This window comes from Nocardia crassostreae (assembly GCF_001613405.1).
Lineage (GTDB): Bacteria > Actinomycetota > Actinomycetes > Mycobacteriales > Mycobacteriaceae > Nocardia > Nocardia crassostreae.
This window is the reverse complement of sequence record NZ_BDCH01000003.1, coordinates 176,167-194,235: the sequence shown is the minus strand read 5'-3', so window position 1 is coordinate 194,235 and position 18,069 is coordinate 176,167. Positions and strand designations below refer to the sequence as shown.

Genomic DNA, 18,069 nt, shown 5'->3' with positions numbered 1-18,069 from the left:
GAAGCGTAGTCGAGGACCTACCGCCGGGACTTGCCGAGTTCCACCGACGCCTCCGCGCCGTGCTCGGCCGCGCCGCCGAAACCGCTGGGCAGCACGGTCTTCGCCTCCTTCAGCGATTCGATGGTCTTCGCTGGGGCACGCAGCTTGCGCACCTTGAGATAGCCGAAGAAGCCCAGCGCCGCCGTGGTCACGATCATCGACAGGAAGACGATGAGGAACGCCAGCCAGCGGTACACCCACACGTCCAGCAGTTCGGCCAGGAAGAAGAAAAAGAAGAACGAGCTGAACAGCAGGACCGTCAGCGCCGCGATGAAGAAGATGCTGCCCTGCAGGCCCTTGCGGATCTCACCGGTCACCTCGGCCTTGGCGAGTTCCACCTCGGCGCGCACCAGCGTCGACATCTGCTCGGTGGCATCGCGCACCAGCGTGCCGATGGTCGCCGAGCCGTGGGCGTCGACATCGGACAACGGAATCGAGGTAATGGTGCGGGTGCGGCCGAAGTCCTGTCCGTTACCGCCCTGTGTGAAGCTCAATTGCTCGACCCTTCTCCATGTCCCGGTACTGCCCGTGAACTCACTCTTGTCCTAGCAGCGCCCGCTCGTCACGTAGTGCCTGATGGGCACGTCCCCGACGCAACAATAGCGCCGAACCCGCCAGGGAAGCCGCCAATGACGTCAGCAACACTGCCGCTTTTGCGAGTTCCGCCGCGGAGCCGTCGCCGACGTCCTCCAGTGCGAGTTCTGCCACCAAGAGGCTAACGGTGAAGCCGATCGCCCCGAGTACCGACAGGGCGAACATGTCTCGGTAACCGAGATCGCCGGGCTTCTCGGCAATACCCAGACGCACCGCCATCCAACCGAATCCGAAGATGCCGACGGTCTTTCCGACCAGCAGGCCCACAATGATGGCCAGCGACAGGCGGTTGGTGAACAGCTGCGAGAACACCTCCGAATCCAGCGGCACGCCGGAGGCGAACAGCGCGAACAGCGGAACGCAGATGGCCGCGGAGATGGGCTGGAAGAAGTGCTCCAGATTGGCGGCGGGCACGCAGTACTCGTCCTCGTCGGGATCGGGCCGGACCCGGGTGAGCAAGCCGAGGATGACGCCCGCCAGCGTCGGGTGAATTCCGGCCTCGTGCAGGGCATACCAGGCCACCAGCGCCAGCGGGACATAGGTGATCGGGCTGCTCCACCGCTTGTACTGCGCGAAGGACCAGGCCGCGAAGCTCAGCGCCGCCACCAGCAGCCAGAGGAAGGCCACGGTGGTGGTGAACAGCACCGCGATCAGGATGATGGCCATCAGATCGTCGACCACCGCCAGACTGAGCAGGAAGATGCGGGCGCTGGCCGGAATTCGCGAGCCGGTGAGGGCCAGCACCGCCAGTGCGAAGGCGATATCGGTGGCGACCGGAATGGCCCAGCCCCGATCCATGCCCTCCACACCCCAGCCGACCGCCATCGCGATCACCGCGGGCAGCGCCACGCCGCCGACGGCTGCGATAATGGGGAGCGTGGCGCGTTTGCGATCGGCGAGCTCGCCCACCACCAGCTCGCGTTTGAGCTCGAGGCCCGCGACGAAGAAGAAGATGGCGAGCAGACCGTCCTTGGTCCACTGCGCCAGGGTGAGGTCCAGATGCAGCGCCGGAATGGCCAGCTTGGTGTCGATCATGGTGGTGTAGCTCGCCTCCCAGGGCGAGTTCACCCACAACACGGCCAGCGCGGCCGCAATGAGAAGCAGTGCACCACCGACGGTTTCGGTTCGCAGATAACGAGTGAGCTCGGAGCGAACGTGGGAGAACACTGGTGCACCTTTCAGCCGGACGTTCGACAAGACCAGCGGCGTGCGAACCACCAAGTTTCCGGCCGAATGCACTACCGCATGCCGACCAGACTTCCCGGCACACCTTTTGTATTTCTACGTAATCCTAACGGTCTGCCTGATTCGTCCTGACCGCCGACATGCGAAACCCCCTCGCGACCCGGTCGCGAGGGGGTTTTCGGTACGGCTGTGCCGGGTTACGCCTTACCGGCCCGGATGGCCTCGAAGACGTTCGGGTCGACCAGGGTCGAGGTGTCGCCGAGCTCGCGGCCCTCGGCCACATCGCGCAGCAGGCGGCGCATGATCTTGCCGGAGCGGGTCTTGGGCAGCTCGGGCACGACGTGGATCTCGCGGGGGCGGGCGATGGGGCTGATCTCGCGGGAGACCTCGGCCTTGAGCTCGTTGATCAGTTCCTCGCCGGTGTCCTTGGCCTCGGCGGTCAGGATCACGAAGGCGACGATGCCCTGGCCGGTGGTCTCGTCGGAGGCGCCGACGACGGCGGCCTCGGCCACGCCGGAGTGGCCGACCAGGGCCGACTCGACCTCGGCGGTGGAGATGCGGTGGCCCGACACGTTCATGACATCGTCCACCCGGCCCAGCACCCACAGATCCCCGTCGGTGTCGAGCTTGGCGCCGTCACCGGCGAAGTACCAGCCCTGCGCGGCGTAGCGCTCGTAGTAGGTGGACTTGTAGCGCTCCATATCGCCCCAGATGCCGCGCAGCACGGACGGCCACGGCTGATCCAGGACCAGATAACCATTGGCCTCGGTCTCGCCGAGCATGACGGGCTTGCCCTCCTCGTCGACGACCTTGGCCGAGATACCGGGCAGCGGAGTCATGGCCGCGCCGGGCTTGGCGGCGGTGACGCCGGGCAGCGGGGAGATCATGATCGCGCCGGTCTCGGTCTGCCACCAGGTGTCCACGATGGGGGTCTTGTTGCCGCCCACCACATCCCGGTACCAGCGCCACGCCTCCGGATTGATCGGCTCGCCGACCGAACCCAGCAGCCGCAGCGAGGACAGATCGTGGGCGTCGGGAATCTCGCGGCCCCACTTCATGAACGTGCGCACCAGCGTCGGAGCGGTGTAATAGATGCTGACGCCGTACTTTTCGACGATCTGCCAGTGCCGGTGCTCGTCGGGGAAGTTCGGGGTGCCCTCGTAGACCACTTCGGTGGCGCGGTTGGCCAGCGGGCCGTACACGATGTACGAATGCCCGGTCACCCAGCCGATATCGGCGGTGCACCAGTACACGTCGGCGCCCGGCTTGTGGTCGAAGACGTTGTGATGGGTGTAGGCGGCCTGGGTCAGGTAGCCGCCGGTGGTGTGCAGGATGCCCTTCGGCTTACCGGTGGTGCCCGAGGTGTAGAGGATGAACAGCGGGTGCTCGGCGTCGAAGGCCTGGGCCTCGTGCTCATCGGAGGCCTGGGCGACGGTCTCGTGCCACCACAGATCGCGCCCCTCGGTCATCGGGGTGTCGATATCGGTGCGGCGCACCACCAGCACGTGCTCGACGGTCGAATCACCGTCGGCGGCAAGGGCTTCGTCGACCGCGGCCTTGAGCGGGGCGGGCTTGCCGCGCCGCCACTGGCCGTCGGTGGTGATGACCAGCCGCGCCTCGGCATCGTCCACCCGCTGCCGCAGCGCGCTGGGGGAGAACCCGGCGAAGACCACGGAGTGGGTCAGGCCCAGCCGCGCGCAGGCGAGCATGGACACGATGGCCTCGGGAACCATGGGCATGTAGATGGCGACGCGGTCACCGGCGTGCAGGCCCAGTTCGGTCAGGTAGTTCGCGGCCCGCGAGACCTCGGCCAGCAGCTCGTTGTAGGTGATGGCGCGGGAGTCGCCGGGTTCGCCCTCCCAGCGGATGCCGACCTGCTCGCCGTGCCCGTCGAGGACGTGGCGGTCGACGCAGTTGTAGGCGACGTTCAGCTTGCCGTCGGCGAACCAGCGGGCGACGGGGGCGTCCGACCAGTCCAGCACCTGGGTGAAGGGCTGATGCCAGTGCAGTCGCCGGGCCTGTTCGGCCCAGAACGCGTCCCGATCCGCGGCGGCCCGATCGTAGAGAGACGCATCGGCGTTGGCGGAGGCGGCGAACTCAGCGCTCGGTGGATAGGCATCCAGGTGATCGGCGGTTTCGGTCATCTCTCGTCTCTTCTTTCGCATGCGCTTCGGCCGGGTGGTGACCGCGGCCACGTTCCGACCCTAACGGACTGTGACCTGTGCCGCGGCCGGGTCCCGGCAGGTGGGGTCGGGGGGTTTGGCCACCGAGCCTGCCCGGCCGTTCATGATCGAACCGTGAACGTTGCGCGAAGTGTGCAGAGTGTCACCCAAGCGCCCTGTTTTGGGTCGTGCGTGTTGCTGTCTTGCTAACAAGCTGAACAAACCCGACGCGATCCGCTGCGAATCTCCGGCCGGATGGCTACTGTCCGTTTCACCTAAGACGACCTTTCGGTGCGGACTGGCGGATCCCCGTGCGCGCTGACGGGTCCGCCTTCCTGAAATCGGGAGAATGCGTTGAGAGCAAAGATGATTGCCGCCTTGGCCGCGGCAGCCCTGGCCACGAGCCTCACATTGACGGCCTGCTCCTCGGACAGCGGCGGCAGTTCCGACATTGTCACCGTGAACGGTGGCGAGCCGCAGAATCCGCTGGTGCCGACCAATGTGAACGAGAATATGGGCGGCCGCGTGGTCGACCGGTTGTGGGCGGGTCTGAAGTACTACGACGCAAACGGCAAGGCGTACAACGAGGTCGCACAATCCATCGAGTCCACCGACCGGCAGCATTACAAGATCACCCTCAAGCCGGACTGGAAGTTCACCGACGGCACCGCGGTCACCGCGAAGTCCTTCGTCGACGCCTGGAACTACGGTTCGCTCGGCACCAATGGCCAGAAGCAGAACTGGGCCTTCGCCTCCATCGCCGGATATGACGAGGTCTCGGCGGATCCGCCGACCGCCAAGACCATGTCGGGTCTGAAGGTGGTCGACGACAAGACCTTCACCGTCGACCTGAAGTCGCCCTCCATCGACTTCGAGCTGCAGCTGGGCTTCGCGCCGTTCTACCCGCTGCCCGAGTCGGCCTACAAGGACATGGACGCCTACGGCAACAACCCGATCGGCAACGGTCCCTACAAGTTTGCCGGACCCGATGCCTGGCAGCACAATGTGCAGATCGATCTGGTGCCGAACCCGGACTACCCGGGTGGCCGCCCGGCCAAGAACAAGGGCCTGCGGTTCGTGATGTACCAGTCCTACGACACCGCCTACGCCGATCTGCTGGCAGGCAACCTCGATGCGCTCGACGTCATCCCCGAAACCGCGCTGACCTCCTTCAAGTAGGATCTCGGCGACCGCGCCATCACCAAGCCGATCGCCTACAGCCAGCACATCGGCGTCCAGCCGACCACCGCGCATTTCGCCGGTGAGGAAGGCGTGCTGCGCGGCAAGGCCATCTCCATGGCCATCAACCGGGAACAGATCGCGCAGAACATCTTCCAGGGCACCCGCGTGCCCGCCCAGGACTTCACCGCCTTCACCCTCGACGGCTTCCGGGAGAACCTGCCCGGTTCCGAGGTGCTGAAGTTCAACCCGGACGAGGCGAAGAAGCTGTGGGCGCAGGCCAATGCCATCTCGCCGTGGTTGGGCAAGTACGAGATCGCCTACAACTCCGACGGCGGCCATCAGAGCTGGATCGAGGCGGTCGCCAACAGCGCGAAGAACGTGCTCGGCATCGAGGCGGTCGGCGTGCCGTACCCGACCTTCAAGAACATTCGCGACGAGATCAGCAACAACACCATCGGCAAGGCGTTCCGCTACGGCTGGCAGGGTGACTACCCGTCCATGTTCGAATTCCTGACCGCGTTGTACCTGACCGGATCCGGAACCAACAACGCCCACTACTCCAGCCCGGAGTTCGACAAGCTGCTCGCCGACGCGCAGGCCGCGCCGACCACCGACGCCGCCTACGACCTGGTCGCCAAGGCCCAGCAGGTGCTCTTCCGCGACATGGCCGACATCCCGATCTTCGACTACAACGTCGCGGCCGGGCGCTCGGACAAGGTGCAGAAGGCCGAGGTCACCTGGTCCGGCCTGTTCGATTTCGAGAACATCGAGAAGTAGCTGTTAGCGGGGGTCGTGCCCACACACAATGGTGTGCGGCACGGCCCCCGCCTGGCATCGGAGTGAAATATGGTTTGGTACGTCATTCGGCGGCTGCTCCAGATGATTCCGGTATTTCTCGGAGCTACGCTGCTGCTCTACACGCTGGTGTTCTACCTACCCGGCGATTCCATCCGAGCGCTGGCCGGTGAACGGCAGCTGACCCCGGCGGTCGAGGCCGCTCTGCGGGCTCGGTATCATCTGGATCAGCCCTTCTTCATTCAGTATTGGGAGTATCTGAAGGGCATCGTCACCCTCGATTTCGGGGTCTCGTTCTCCGGCCGCACGGTGCGAGAGGAGTTGATAGACGGCTTCGCGATCACCTTCAGGCTGGCCGTCATGGCGGTCGCCATCGAGGCTGTGTTCGGCGTCGGCTTCGGCCTGATCGCCGGTCTTCGCAAAGGCAAGTGGTTCGACTCGACCATGCTGGTGGTCAGCCTGGTCATCATCGCGGTCCCCATCTTCGTGATCGGCTTCCTTGCCCAGTTCCTGCTGGGCGTCAAATGGGGGATCGCCCCGGTAACCGTCAGTGGCAAGGCATCCTTCACCGACCTGCTGGTTCCGGCATTCGTGCTCGGTTCGTTGTCGTTCGCGTACGTACTGCGACTGACCCGAAACTCGGTGGCGGAGAACATGAGTGCTGATTACGTCCGCACCGCCACCGCGAAGGGGCTGAGCCGGCGACGGGTCATCGTCGTGCATATCCTGCGCAACTCCATGATTCCGGTGGTCACCTTCGTGGGTGCCGACCTCGGATTCCTCATGGGCGGCGCGGTTGTCACCGAAGGGATCTTCAACGTCCCCGGCGTCGGCTGGAAGCTGTACCAGGGAATCATTCGCGGCGAACCGCCCACGGGGGTCGCCTTCGTGACGGTGATCATCGTGATCCTGCTGATCTCCAACGTCATCGTCGACCTGCTGTACGCCGCACTCGACCCGAGGATCCGCTATGCCTGAACCAGCGGCGATTTCGACTCGTAAGAATCCGACAGAGGAACAAGAGCATCGGCCGGGACAGGCGCATTTCGTCGCTCCACCGGACGAGGTGGAGGTTGTGGCCACCGACCGATTGGACGAGACCGCCCCACCCACCAGTGTGTGGCGTGAAGCCTGGAAGCAGTTGCGACGCAACCCGATCTTCATAGCCGCCGCGGTGCTGATCGCGCTGGTGCTGCTGGTCGTCGCTTGGCCGGGACTGTTCACCAGCCAGGATCCGCGCTTCTGCAGCGGCGATTTCAGCATGGACCCACCCACCGGCGGGCACCCGTTCGGCTACGACAGACAGGGCTGTGACGTCTACGCACGAACCATCTACGGCGCCCGCGCATCGGTGATCACCGGTGTCGGCGCGACCGTGCTGTTCGTGCTGATCGGCGGCACTCTGGGAGCCATCTCCGGCTACTTCGGCGGTCTACTGGACTCCATCATGTCCAGGATCGCAGAGATCTTCTACGCGCTGCCGCTGATGCTCGTCGCGATCGTGCTCATGACGATGATCCAAACGCGCACCGTGTGGACGGTCATGGTCATTTTGGCCTCGTTCAGCTGGCCGCAGGCTCAGCGCATCGCGCGCGGTTCGGTAATCCAGGCCAAGAACAGTGAATATGTCACGGCGGCAAAGGCCTTGGGAGTCTCACGAGCCCGGACCCTGGTTCGTCATGTACTTCCCAACGCGACCGGGCCGCTGATCGTTGTCAGCACTATTTCGCTCGGTGTTTTCATCGTGACCGAGGCGACCCTGTCCTACCTCGGGGTGGGTCTGACTCGCGAGGTCGTGTCTTGGGGCTCGGATATCGCCACCAACCAGAAGGAGATCCGCACCTCGGCAATCCTGTTCTATCCCGCAACAGCGTTGGCGCTCACCGTGCTCAGCTTCATCATGCTGGGCGATGCACTGCGTGACGCGCTGGATCCCAAGGCTTGAAAGAGGTGACGGCCATGGACAAGCCACTACTCGAAGTACGTGATCTGAACGTGTGTTTCACTTCCGAGGGCAAGCAGACCTCGGCGGTGCGCGGGGTGGATCTGACGGTGTATCCGGGCCAGACCGTCGCTATCGTCGGCGAATCCGGCTCCGGGAAGTCGACCACCGCGCACGCGGTCATCAACCTGCTGCCCGGCACCGGGAAGATCACCTCCGGCTCCATCCGTTTCGACGGCAAGGATCTGGCGAAGGCGTCTCCGCACGAGATCGTCGCGGTGCGTGGCCGCGGCATCGGCTTCGTGCCGCAGGACCCGATGTCGAATATGAACCCGGTGTGGAAGGTCGGGTTCCAGATTCGGGAAACGTTGGAGGCCAACGGGATCGCCAAGGGCTTCGCCGCCAAGCGGCGCACCATCGAACTGCTCGACGAGGCGGGCATGTCCGATGCGGCGCGGCGGGTCAATCAGTATCCGCACGAGTTCTCCGGCGGTATGCGTCAGCGCGCGCTCATTGCCATGGGCCTGTCCTGCAGGCCCAAACTGCTCATTGCCGACGAGCCCACCTCGGCGCTCGACGTCACCGTGCAGCGGCAGATTCTCGACCATCTGCAAGGGCTCACCCGCGAACTCGGCACCGCCGTCCTGCTCATCACCCACGATCTGGGCCTGGCGGCCGAACGCGCCGAGCACCTGGTGGTGATGTACCGCGGCAAGGTGGTGGAATCCGGTCCGGCACTGGGGATTCTGCGCGATCCACAGCATCTGTACACCAAGAAGCTGGTGAACTCCGCGCCCTCGCTGGCCTCGCAGCGGCTCTCCTCGGTGCGCAAGCGCGCCGAGGTGCGCGAGCAGGCCGAGCGCATGGCCGGGCAACTCGTCGAGACCGATACCGGATTCGCCGACAGCCCGGACGATGTGGTGATCGCCGACCGGCTCACCCGGGTGTTCCAGGTGCGCGGCAGCACACCGTGGAAGTCCACGCCGCTGAAGGCCGTCGACGAGGTGTCCTTCCGGCTGCGGCGCGGCACCACCACCGCCATTGTCGGCGAATCCGGTTCCGGCAAATCGACTGTGGCGCAAATGGTCCTGGGGTTGCTCGCGCCGACCTCCGGCCGGGTGAGCTTCGACGGCCAAGAGGTGGCGTCCCTGAAAGTCAAGGCCGCATTGGCTTTCCGGCGGCGAGTGCAACCGGTGTTCCAGGACCCCTACGGATCACTGGATCCCATGTACTCGATCTACCGCACCATCGAGGAGCCACTGCGCACCCACGGCATCGGCACCACCAAGGAACGGGAGGCCACCGTCCGCGATCTCCTGGACAAGGTGTCCCTGCCCGCCTCGATCATGCGCCGCTACCCCAAGGAGCTGTCCGGCGGCCAGCGCCAGCGCGTAGCCATCGCGCGAGCCCTGGCCCTACAGCCCGAAGTAGTGGTGTGCGACGAGGCGGTCTCCGCTCTCGACGTCCTCGTCCAGGCCCAGATCCTCACCCTCCTCAACGAGCTCCAAACCGAACTGGGCCTGTCCTACCTGTTCATCACCCACGACCTGGCCGTGGTCCGCCAGATCGCCGACAACGTCGTGGTCATGCAACAGGGCAAGGTCGTCGAAGCCGCCACCACCACGGAGGTCTTCGACAACCCCCAGCAGGACTACACCCGAAAACTCCTCGACGCCATCCCCGGCCGAGACCTGCTCGCCTGCTAGCTCCGGCCCCCGCCGCGCGGATCTCTCACACCGCGCGGCGGGCCCGGCGTACACGAGTGTCCGCACACCTGTGTACGCCGGTCGGCAGTCGAACCGAAGCGTGCGAGGTGTCTTCGACGTGCGTGGCGGTAGGCGTCAGATCGCCGTGTGCGGCCGCTTCGACGTGTTCGGAGGTAGGCGGGTCGGATGCCGTGTGCACGGCCTCTTCGACGCATGTGTCGTCTGCGGTCGTATTCGCGGCGTGTAGCGCTGGCGGTCCGACCGCGGCATGCGCGGGCGCCTGCGCGCCGTGTCCGGCGGTCGGCGGCCGGACGCCGCCTCACCCTCGGTAGCCTCCTATTTCGTGACCGACCCGCTACAGCCCCTCGTCGACCTGCCCGGCGTCCGCGACGCCGCCGACAAGGCTCGCGACGCCCTCGCCGAAGTACATCGGCACAAGACGAACCGTCGCGGCTGGCCGACCACCGCCGCCGAAGCCGCCGTCCGCGCGGCCCGCTCCTCCGCCGCCATCGAAGGCGGCACCATCGACATCCCCGCCGACGGCGTGGTCGAAGACCCCATCCTGGCGGGCGCCCTGCGCGTCGGCCAAGCCCTGGACGGTGAGGCCCTCACCAATCTCGTGGCCATCTGGCAGCGTGCGCCCCTCCTAGCCCTGGCCCGCCTGCACCTCCTCGCGGCCGCCGATCTGGTCGATGACGACCAGCAACTGGGCCGCCCCCGCAATGTCCCCGGCGTAGCCGAACGTCTGGATCTGCTTGCTCAAACCGTGGTGACCACCAAAGCCCCCGCTCCCGTCATCGCCGCCATCGTCCACGGCGAACTCCTGGCCCTGCGCCCCTTCGGCACTGCCGACGGCATAGTCGCCCGCGCCGCCTCCCGCCTGGTGGCCGTGTCCAGTGGCCTGGACCCCCACAGCCTCGGCGTCCCCGAAGTCTTCTGGCTTCGCCGCCGCCAGCCCTACCTCGACGCCGCCGCAGCCTTCGGCATGGGCACCCCCGACGGCGTGGGCGGCTGGGTGATCTTCACCTGCGGCGCACTGGAAGACGGTGCCCGCGAAGCGAAATCGATCGCAGACGCCGCAGCCGGGTAAAGACCCCTGGCGGTCTACCGGGTTGGAGAACAGAGCTCACTGGGGCCGTGAGCGTGTCGAGCGGAGCCCAGGGGAGTCGTCGGGGTGGGGCCTACGAGAGTCGTCGGGGTGGGGGCGCAGCCTACGAGGGTCGTCGGGGGTTTGGGGGCGGAGCCCCCAAGACAGCCCCTGGGGGTTCGGGGGCGAAGCCCCTGAGAGCTACGAGAGTTGTGCACATCAAAGCGGGCGGCGTTGCCGCATATGCGACCTCACCGCCCGCTAGCACGGACTACCCGGTTACCAAGCGTGCTTTTCGGGTTGTGTCTTCGGCCTCGGCGAGCTCTCCACGCTCCGGCGGTTCATCCCCGCGATCTACGCGAGGCCCTTGCCGTCGAATCCGCGGATAACGCAGGCCCACAACACTCATGCCCTTGTCGCGGCGTGCTCCGCGTGGGTGCCTGGTGTCCGTGCTGGGAAGGGTGGGTTGGGAGAGGGGATCTTCTCTTCCGATCCGATCTTGGCCTTCCGTCCTTCCGTGAGTCCATTGTTACTCTGTGATGCCCCCCACATCAAGAGCTGGGGAAACTTTCAAATATCCGGCGTGTCCGCATGATTTTGCCTCCGCGTGTTTCACGGCCGAGAGCCACCGCGCATTACCGCCGCCGACGCAGCAGGCGGTAACTCAGCGCCCCCGCCGCCACCGCGCCCAGTCCCACCGCGACGCTCGCCGCCACCGTGGTGGTCGAGGGCTGTAGCAACCGCGCCCACAGCGACACCGGATTGGAGAAGGTGAGCACCGGCCACCCGCGCGCGGTGGCCTCCCGGCGCAGCGCCCGGTCCGGGTTGACCGCGGTGGGATGCCCGACCGCGCTCAGCATGGGCAGATCGGTGACGGAGTCGGAGTACGCGTAGCAGCGCTCCAGCTCGTAGCCCTCGCGCGCCGCGAGCCGCTTGATCGCCTCGACCTTGCCCTCGCCGTAGCAGTAGAACTCGACTTCGCCTGCGTACTTGTTGTTTTCGATGACCATGCGGGTGGCGGCGAAGTGATCGGCGCCCAGCGCGGCCGCGATCGGCGCCACCACCTCCTCGCCGGAGGCCGAGACGATGACCACGTCGTGACCCCGAATCCGGTGGTCTGCAATGAGATCCGCGGCCTCGGCATAGATGAGCGGATCCACGATGTCGTGCAGCGTCTCGTTCACCACCGAGCGCACCTGGTCCACATCCCAGCCCGCGCACATCTTGGTGAGATGTTCGCGCATGCGATCCATCTGGTCGTGGTCGGCACCGGAGAGCAGGAACAGGAAGTGCGCGTAACTGCTTTCGAGTACCGCGCGCCTGCTGAGCAGGCCCTGGTCCATCAGCGGCTTGCTGAACACGAAGGCGCTGGACCTCGCGATCACCGTCTTGTCGAGATCGAAGAAGGCGGCGACTCGTCCGCTTTCGGCCGTCATGGGGTCCAGAATATGTTTCGCCGGGCATCGAGGTGCGTCATGGGGCAATTGCCCGAGTTAGCCAGCTGGAAACCGGGCCCGGTTGGCGAGAAAAAGACTCGCCCGGCGGACTTGCAAACGTGCCAGGGCTTGGGTGTAGTATCGCAGATACCTGGACATGGTCCAGGCGCGTTCAGCCCGACCCCCCGGGGCTGAACCCGACGGCCCCAGCCTCCTCCCCCCCCCCCCCGGCTGGGGCCGTCCTCTATTTCCGGACAGTTCCGGCACTCCCCATTCCGCGTTTTTTATCCACAGGTCGCGTGTTATCCACACTCGCCGTTGGGGCTCTTTTTCCCGGCTGCGCGGCGAGCGACGCTGACCTGCATGAACTCCGATGCCGTCGCTCCCGCCCGGGCCCTCGCCCTGCTCTCCGACCTCTGGTTGCGCGATGAGGTGCGCCGCATCGCCGCAGCGGCCGACCGACCCCTCGACGAACCCGTCCTACCCCCTGCCCGGCACGCCTGGACCACCGCCGGAGTGGTCATTGTGGACACCGCCGCCGCCCTGCGCTGTGCGAGTGCCGACCATCCGCGCCGTGCCGGAATTCTCCTGGTAACCGCTGGTGAGCCGGGTTTGCTCGACTGGCAGGCGGCCACCGCGGTCGGCGCCGAGCAGGTCCTCGCCCTGCCCGCCGCGGCCGACGCCCTGATCGCCGCGTTCGCCGCGTGCGACCAGCGTGGTCGTGGTGACGGCGCGGTGGTCGCGGTGGCTGGCGCCTGCGGTCGCTCGGGGGCGTCCACCCTGGCCGCCGCCGTACCCCTCACGGCCGCCGGGCATTTCCGCGAGCGCACGCTGCTGGTGGATGCGGCCCCGTTCGGCGGCGGGCTGGATCTGCTGCTGGGCCTCGAGAACACGCCCGGCCTGCGCTGGCCCGATCTCGTGATCGAGGACGGCCGGGTGGCCGCGGCCGCCCTGCACGACGCCCTGCCCGCAACCGCTGGGGTATCCCTGCTGTCCTGCGGAAGAGGCGCGGGCGCAACGGAACTCGCACCCACGGCCGTCCGGTCCGTCGTGGAGGCCGGTCGCTCCGCGGGCGATCTCGTGGTCTGCGATCTCTCCAGCGAACGCGGCCCGCATGCCGCTCAGATCCTGGACGCGGCGGATGCCGTAATCCTGGTCGTGCCCGCGCGTTTTCGCGCGGTGGCCGCCGCGGAATCCGTGGCCGCCCACGTGGTCGTCCGAAATCCCAATGTGCACTTGGTCGTTCGCGGCCCGGCTCCCGTCGGTTTGCGCGGAGAGGAGGTGGCCGAAGTGCTGCACCTGCCCCTGCTCGCCTCGGTCCCGCCGCAGCCCCGCTTGACCGAGCGCCTCGAATACACCGGCCTCACCGTCCGCCGCCGCGGCCCGCTCCGCCTCGCCGCCGAGGCCGTCCTCACCGCGCTGGATGCCGTCGGCGAACCGCGGTCTCGCGTATCCGCTCCGGTCCAGCGGCCGCTCGGTGCGGCGGCCCGGCCATGAGCGGGCTGGTATCGGCGGAGTTGCTGGAACGGGTGCGGGAGCGCCTGGCCGAAGGCGCCGCCGATCCGGAGCCCGCACAGGTGGCGGCCGCCATTCGCGCCGAAGCCGGTGGCGTGCTGGGGGATACCGATCTGCTGCGCGCACTGCGCCTGCTGCAAACCGAGATGACCGGAGCCGGTGCGCTGGAGCCGCTGCTGCACGATCCCGAGGTGGCCGATGTGCTGGTTACCGCGCCCGATGCGGTGTGGGTGGATCGCGGGCGGGGTCTGCGCCGCACCTCGGTGCGCTTTCCCGACGAGGCCGCCGTCCGCCGCCTGGCGCAGCGCCTGGCCCTGTCGGCGGGCCGCCGACTCGACGACGCGCAACCCTGGGTGGACGGTCGACTCACCGGAACCGAAGCGGCCCTGGGCAATTCGTTCGGCGTCCGGCTGCACGCCATACTGTCTCCCATTGCCCGCGGCGGCACCTGCCTGTCCCTGCGCGTCCTGCGCCCCGCCTCCCAGGGGCTGGATGCCTTGGCGCGTGCCGGTGCGGTCACCGCCGAGGCGAAAGTCTTGCTGGAGCGCATAATTCGCGCCCGTCTGGCCTTTCTCGTCGTCGGCGGAACCGGCGCGGGCAAAACCACCCTCTTGTCCGGACTGCTCGCCAAAGTCGATGCGGCCAAACGCATTATCTGTGTCGAGGATGCCGCGGAACTGGCCCCGCCCCACCCTCATGTGGTGCGCCTGGTGGCGCGTCCCGCGAATGTCGAGGGCGCTGGCGCGGTGACCGTCCGCGACCTGGTCCGCCAGGCCCTGCGCATGCGGCCCGAGCGCATTGTCGTGGGCGAGGTTCGCAGCGCGGAAGTCGTCGACCTCCTCACGGCCCTCAATACCGGCCACGACGGCGGTGCGGGCACCGTGCACGCGAACTCCCTGCGCGAGGTTCCCGCCCGCCTGGAAGCCCTTGCGGCCCTGGGCGGTATGAGCCGCACCGCCCTGCACAGCCAGCTGGCCGCCGCGATCCACGTGGTCCTGCATGTCCACCGGTATCCCGGCGGCGCTCGCCGCCTTCGCGAAATCGGCATGGTCACTCGCTCCGGTGACCAAGTCCGCATAGTCCCCGCCTGGACCGCTGACAGGCGACCGACTCCCGCATCCGATCTCCTCGCCACCCTCCTCGACGAAAGGGCGAACCAGTGAAGCCCCCTCTCCGCCCGGAGGATCCGCACCAACCTCCCTGCTGTCCGCCCGAAGCCGCCTGCCGACCGTCGGCTCAGCTCTGCACCGCCCTCTTCGGCTGGCGCCGCTCGAAACCACCGTCCCCTCGGCTCAGTTGGCGAAACCACTGCGCGGATACCGCTTCCGAATCGGTCGCGCCGTCACCATGTCGACCAGAAACGTCAAGTGACGTAAGTCACCCCATGTTCATACAACTGCAATCTCATCCACCTGGTGCCGACCCGCGCCCTAATTTCCCGGTCTCACTCGCCAAGGCTTCCGATGCCAAGCAACCGCCCTCGGGAGAGGATCGCGAATTTTGCCCCGATTGCGGGAATCCCGGACCGCCGGATCCGCCAGGCCGCCAGGTGCGTTGCCCGGCAGCCGATTTCACTGGCGGTCGGCATCGCGCCTGTGAGTTCCCGGTTGGCTGCGCCGTAGTGGAGCCCGAAGTACACCGGGACGACACCCCATGATTCCGGTCCCGGGGCATTCCGAGGCGGTCCTGGTCTGTCTCGCCTCGGCGCTGCTGGTAATGCCCGAGCCCGCCGTGCGCCGACGGCTGGCGCGGGTGTTCGGCACGCCGGACCGGCTACGAAAACCTGTGGTCAGCCGGATGATTCGAGTGGGGGCCGGGCTATCGGTTCCCGTGGCACTGGTCGCGGGTATCGGTGCGCTGGTGGCTGCGGCGCTGCTGGCAGGAACTCTCACGGTGCGTAGGCGGCGAGCGCTGTGGGAGCGGCGGCGGGCCGCGGAGATCACGCAGCTGCTGGAGGGGATGGAGGCCGTCATCGGGGAACTGCGCGTCGGGGCGCATCCCAGCGCCGCGAGCGCGACCGCCGCCCGCGAGACGTCCGGTGAGGCGGCGCGCGCCTTTGCCGCGAGCGCCGCGCGCAGCCGTCTCGGCGGTTCCGGGGCGGAGGGACTGCGCAGGCCGGGAACGGCCATCGCGCAGGAATTGTCGCGCATTGCCGACGCCTGGTCGGTGGCGGAGCGGCACGGCCTGGCGCTGGCCGAACTGCTCGCGGCGGCCCGCGCCGATCTATCGGCCCGCCAGCGATTCCGCGACCGCACGCGCGCCGCATTGGCCGGTGCCCGCGCGACGGCCGCCGTCCTGGCCATGCTCCCCGTGCTCGGCATCGGTCTGGGACAACTCATGGGCGCGGCGCCCGTGCGCGTCCTGTTCCTCACCCCCACCGGTGCGGTGCTGCTTCCGCTCGGTACGGGCCTGGCCTGCGCGGGCTTGCTGTGGACCGATGCGATCCAGGCGAAAGTCCTGCGCTGAACGCGGATCAATGGTCTTGGGAAGGGGTTGCGGTGGGCGGGTTCTCGGGGGCCGTGGCGCTGGTTGCACTGGCGCTGCTCGTTCTGCCCGGACGGGTGGGAGGGCGGCGGCGGTTGCGGGTGCTTGCGGGTCGGGCTGGCGGGCAAAGGGTTCGAACCGGACGGATTGCCACCGATCCGCTCGGCGCGGCGGGGACGCTCGATCTCTTCGCGGCGTGCTTGCGGGCCGGACTGCCCGCGTCGACCGCGGCGGGAGCGGTGGCGGCCGGTGCTCCGGAGCCGCTGCGGACGGTATTGCGGCGAGCGGCGGATCTGCTTGCGCTGGGGGCGGATCCGGTGACGGCGTGGGAGCAGGCCGGGGCCGGGTGCGCGGACGAGGTGGTGGGCGCCCTGGTGCGGATGGTGCGGCGGTCGGCGCGGTCGGGGGCCGGATTGGCCGGGGCGGTGGCGGAATTGGCGGAGCAGCGGCGGGGTGCGGTCGAGGATGCGGCGGCCGCGCGGGCGGAGCGGGCGGGGGTGCTGATCGGAGGACCGCTTGGGTTGTGTTTCCTGCCCGCCTTCGTCTGCCTGGGGATCGTGCCGGTGGTGATCGGACTGGCGGGCCGGGTACTGGGCGGGGGACTGATGTGAATACGACTGTGCCGGTGCGGAACCGCCGCATCGGATTCGAGGAAGGAGAGTCTGGTGGGATCGACAGTGCGGAACTTCGGCTGGGGACTGCGGCGGCGCATGCTGACGCTGGCGGTGGGCGAGGACGGAATGAGTACGGCGGAGTACGCGATCGGGACGATTGCCGCGGCGGCCTTCGGGGCCGTGCTGTACGCGGTGGTCACCGGCGACAGCATTGTGAATGCCCTGACCAAGATCATCGACAAGGCCCTGAAGGCCCAGGCCGGGTGAGCGGCCGGGGCGAGGCCGGTATGGCGACCGTCGAGGCCGCCTAGCCCTGGCCGCCTTGGTCGTTGTGCTCGTGCTCTGCGCCGGTGCGCTGCTGGCGGCCGCCGCGCAGGTGCGTTGCGTCGACGCTGCCCGGGAGGCGGCGCGGCTGGCTGCCCGGGGTGACGCCGAAGCCGTGGCGACTGCTCGGCAGGTGGCCCCGCCGCGGGCCGAAATTACGGTGCGGGCCGACGGTGACCTGGTGGTGGCGGTGGTGAGCGCCCGCTCGCCGCTGCTGCCGCTCACTCTGCGCGCCGAGGCGGTCGCCGCCCGGGAACCCGAGGCGGAGCCATGACCACCCGGCGTGGATCGATGAGCGCACGGCGTGGATCGGTGCATCGGCGCCGGGTGCGGGATTCGTATCGGAATGGCGAGGCCGGGGGTGTGACGGTGGCCGCATGTCTGGCCGTTCTGGCCATGTTGGCGGTCACGCTGCTGGTGGCGCAGGTCGGGGTGGCGGTGGCGGGTCGTCACCAGGCGCAATCCGCGGCCGATCTGGCGGCGCTTGCGGCGGCCCACGACCTGACTCGCGGCACCGCGGCGGGCTGCGCGCGGGCGGCGGAGATCGCGGGCCGAATGGCGATGCGAGGGTCCGGATGCGTGGTGGAGGACTGGGATGTGACGGTTACCGTCGAGGCCCGAATGGCGCTCGGTCCGCTCGGCGCTCGAGTCGTGCGCGCCATGGCTCGGGCCGGGCCGATCGATCATGTGGAGTAGAAGTTGGCGTAATGGCAATGACAGCCACTATCTCATACCGAGCGGTTGGTTAGAAATTGGATGGCGCGGGCCACATCAACGGTCGATCGATACCTGAATTGGATGAAAGTCCCGACCGAAAGGATTGGGTACCGATCGCTTTCCAATTCGTTCCGGAAGTCGCTTTCGAATGAATTCGCAGGTAAATGCGTAATCGACATTATCGAACGGAGCAATCATCCAGTTAACAGGATCACATCCCTTTTTATTCGGCTATCCGCGACGCCCCGCGGGGCTCGTGACGGGCCTCTCGGACCCGTCCCCGATAC

The 18,069-nt window shown here is 67.5% G+C and carries 15 protein-coding genes and 1 pseudogene; 12 read left to right on the top strand and 4 right to left on the bottom strand.

Going from position 1 to position 18,069, the window contains the following annotated elements:
* Positions 1-17 precede the first annotated feature (17 nt).
* The 3 genes from NC4_RS02180 to acs form a co-directional block, all read right to left on the bottom strand.
* A complete protein-coding gene (locus tag NC4_RS02180) occupies positions 18-533 on the bottom strand; it encodes a phage holin family protein (RefSeq protein WP_067531582.1) in 516 nt (171 codons plus the stop codon).
* 40 nt (positions 534-573) lie between these two features.
* The gene (gene nhaA / locus NC4_RS02175; RefSeq protein ID WP_067531581.1) at positions 574-1,800 is read right to left on the bottom strand and encodes a Na+/H+ antiporter NhaA; all 1,227 of its coding nucleotides are present in this window, start codon (positions 1,798-1,800) and stop codon (positions 574-576) included.
* A gap of 215 nt (positions 1,801-2,015) precedes the next feature.
* The gene (gene acs, locus NC4_RS02170) at positions 2,016-3,962 is read right to left on the bottom strand and encodes an acetate--CoA ligase (protein WP_067531579.1); all 1,947 of its coding nucleotides are present in this window, start codon (positions 3,960-3,962) and stop codon (positions 2,016-2,018) included.
* A 372-nt stretch (positions 3,963-4,334) separates the two neighbouring features.
* Between acs and NC4_RS02165 the strand changes: the two are divergent.
* From NC4_RS02165 to NC4_RS02145, 5 genes and pseudogenes are all read left to right on the top strand, one after another.
* Positions 4,335-5,939, top strand: a pseudogene (locus tag NC4_RS02165) (peptide ABC transporter substrate-binding protein).
* Positions 5,940-6,008: 69 nt separating this feature from the next.
* A complete protein-coding gene (locus tag NC4_RS02160) occupies positions 6,009-6,935 on the top strand; it encodes an ABC transporter permease (RefSeq protein WP_067531577.1) in 927 nt (308 codons plus the stop codon).
* Complete coding sequence (locus tag NC4_RS02155; protein ID WP_084528358.1) at positions 6,928-7,902, top strand: ABC transporter permease; 975 nt, start codon at positions 6,928-6,930, stop codon at positions 7,900-7,902. Before NC4_RS02160 ends, NC4_RS02155 begins: the two co-directional genes overlap by 8 nt.
* 14 nt (positions 7,903-7,916) lie before the next feature.
* Positions 7,917-9,605, top strand: a complete 1,689-nt coding sequence (locus tag NC4_RS02150; RefSeq protein ID WP_067531575.1) for a dipeptide ABC transporter ATP-binding protein — start codon at positions 7,917-7,919, stop codon at positions 9,603-9,605.
* Between the two features lie 343 nt (positions 9,606-9,948).
* The gene (locus tag NC4_RS02145; protein ID WP_067531722.1) at positions 9,949-10,695 is read left to right on the top strand and encodes a Fic family protein; all 747 of its coding nucleotides are present in this window, start codon (positions 9,949-9,951) and stop codon (positions 10,693-10,695) included.
* Positions 10,696-11,327: 632 nt separating this feature from the next.
* Here the strand turns inward: NC4_RS02145 and NC4_RS02140 are convergent.
* Positions 11,328-12,128, bottom strand: a complete 801-nt coding sequence (locus tag NC4_RS02140) for an HAD family hydrolase (protein ID WP_067531574.1) — start codon at positions 12,126-12,128, stop codon at positions 11,328-11,330.
* 363 nt (positions 12,129-12,491) lie between these two features.
* Here NC4_RS02140 and ssd point away from each other — a divergent pair, with 363 nt between their 5' ends.
* The 7 genes from ssd (at position 12,492) to NC4_RS02105 (ending at position 17,761) form a co-directional block, all read left to right on the top strand.
* Positions 12,492-13,625 carry a septum site-determining protein Ssd gene (ssd, locus tag NC4_RS02135; RefSeq protein WP_067531572.1) on the top strand — a complete coding sequence of 378 codons (1,134 nt, stop codon included), beginning with the start codon at positions 12,492-12,494 and terminating at the stop codon, positions 13,623-13,625.
* Positions 13,622-14,806 carry a TadA family conjugal transfer-associated ATPase gene (locus NC4_RS02130; RefSeq protein ID WP_067531570.1) on the top strand — a complete coding sequence of 395 codons (1,185 nt, stop codon included), beginning with the start codon at positions 13,622-13,624 and terminating at the stop codon, positions 14,804-14,806. Before ssd ends, NC4_RS02130 begins: the two co-directional genes overlap by 4 nt.
* Before the next feature lie 490 nt (positions 14,807-15,296).
* Positions 15,297-16,109 carry a type II secretion system F family protein gene (locus NC4_RS02125; RefSeq protein WP_067531568.1) on the top strand — a complete coding sequence of 271 codons (813 nt, stop codon included), beginning with the start codon at positions 15,297-15,299 and terminating at the stop codon, positions 16,107-16,109.
* 32 nt (positions 16,110-16,141) lie between these two features.
* A complete protein-coding gene (locus NC4_RS02120) occupies positions 16,142-16,738 on the top strand; it encodes a type II secretion system F family protein (RefSeq protein WP_067531567.1) in 597 nt (198 codons plus the stop codon).
* Positions 16,739-16,837: 99 nt separating this feature from the next.
* Positions 16,838-17,008, top strand: a complete 171-nt coding sequence (locus tag NC4_RS02115) for a DUF4244 domain-containing protein (RefSeq protein WP_084528365.1) — start codon at positions 16,838-16,840, stop codon at positions 17,006-17,008.
* Between the two features lie 64 nt (positions 17,009-17,072).
* Positions 17,073-17,339: a TadE family type IV pilus minor pilin gene (locus tag NC4_RS02110; protein WP_245721447.1), complete on the top strand. Its 267-nt coding sequence runs from the start codon at positions 17,073-17,075 to the stop codon at positions 17,337-17,339.
* Between the two features lie 17 nt (positions 17,340-17,356).
* Entirely contained in the window at positions 17,357-17,761 is a 405-nt protein-coding gene (locus NC4_RS02105; RefSeq protein ID WP_067531720.1) for an Rv3654c family TadE-like protein, read from the top strand.
* The last annotated feature ends 308 nt before the right edge of the window (positions 17,762-18,069 follow it).

What these genes read in the sequence shown, in the direction of transcription:
- acs (WP_067531579.1), bottom strand. Translation starts at nt 3,962, where the DNA reads ATGACCGAAACCGCCGATCACCTGGATGCCTATCCACCGAGCGCTGAG.
- NC4_RS02160 (WP_067531577.1), top strand. Translation starts at nt 6,009, where the DNA reads ATGGTTTGGTACGTCATTCGGCGGCTGCTCCAGATGATTCCGGTATTT.
- NC4_RS02155 (WP_084528358.1), top strand. Translation starts at nt 6,928, where the DNA reads ATGCCTGAACCAGCGGCGATTTCGACTCGTAAGAATCCGACAGAGGAA.
- NC4_RS02150 (WP_067531575.1), top strand. Translation starts at nt 7,917, where the DNA reads ATGGACAAGCCACTACTCGAAGTACGTGATCTGAACGTGTGTTTCACT.
- NC4_RS02140 (WP_067531574.1), bottom strand. Translation starts at nt 12,128, where the DNA reads ATGACGGCCGAAAGCGGACGAGTCGCCGCCTTCTTCGATCTCGACAAG.
- ssd (WP_067531572.1), top strand. Translation starts at nt 12,492, where the DNA reads ATGAACTCCGATGCCGTCGCTCCCGCCCGGGCCCTCGCCCTGCTCTCC.
- NC4_RS02130 (WP_067531570.1), top strand. Translation starts at nt 13,622, where the DNA reads ATGAGCGGGCTGGTATCGGCGGAGTTGCTGGAACGGGTGCGGGAGCGC.
- NC4_RS02125 (WP_067531568.1), top strand. Translation starts at nt 15,297, where the DNA reads ATGATTCCGGTCCCGGGGCATTCCGAGGCGGTCCTGGTCTGTCTCGCC.
- NC4_RS02115 (WP_084528365.1), top strand. Translation starts at nt 16,838, where the DNA reads ATGCTGACGCTGGCGGTGGGCGAGGACGGAATGAGTACGGCGGAGTAC.
- NC4_RS02105 (WP_067531720.1), top strand. Translation starts at nt 17,357, where the DNA reads ATGAGCGCACGGCGTGGATCGGTGCATCGGCGCCGGGTGCGGGATTCG.